This window comes from Halorubrum tibetense, from assembly GCF_042661865.1.
Classification (GTDB): Archaea; Halobacteriota; Halobacteria; order Halobacteriales; family Haloferacaceae; genus Halorubrum; species Halorubrum tibetense.
On sequence record NZ_JBHSWW010000741.1, the window covers coordinates 1 to 512 of the forward strand.

The 512-nt window shown below is 71.9% G+C and carries 2 pseudogenes; one reads left to right on the forward strand and one right to left on the reverse strand.

From position 1 onward, the window contains the following. Positions 1 to 148, reverse strand: a pseudogene (locus ACFQEU_RS18055) (tRNA-intron lyase); the annotation flags it as partial. A 106-nt stretch (positions 149 to 254) separates the two neighbouring features. Between ACFQEU_RS18055 and ACFQEU_RS18060 the strand changes: the two are divergent. Continuing rightward, a pseudogene (locus ACFQEU_RS18060) lies at positions 255 to 512 on the forward strand (AAA family ATPase); the annotation flags it as partial.

A 512-nucleotide genomic window follows, 5' to 3' on the forward strand; every position in this document is an offset into this window, starting at 1 on the left:
GGAACAGCAGGTGGGCGGCCTCGACCCGCGAGAGGGCGATGGCGTTCCCTTCCAGCGGACGCCCGTAGCCGCGCGAGTCGTAGAAGCGCTGGCGGGCGTCGCCGCCGACGTGGACGGCATCGCCGCGGAGGTCGCCTGTCGGTTGCATGGGGTCATTCCCGGTCCCACACGGTAAGGGGGTTCCGGTCGGGCAGGCGAGCGCGGGACGCGAGCCCGCGGACAAGGGTAAAGAGTCAGGGGCCGGAACGTGACGTATGAACGAGACCACTGGCGTCACGCTCACGGTGCGTGCCGCCGAGAAGCGCGATGCCGGCCGCGGTATCGCCAGGCTCCCCGAAACCGCCCGCAAGCGACTCGGCCTCCTCAGCGGCGACACCATCCGGATCGAGGGCGAACGCGCCGCCGTCGCCAAGGTGTGGCCCGGCGGCGCGGACGCCCGTGACGGAACCGTCCTCATCGACGCCGACACCCGCGCAAACGCCGGCGTGAAGGTCGGCGACAGCGTCACCGTC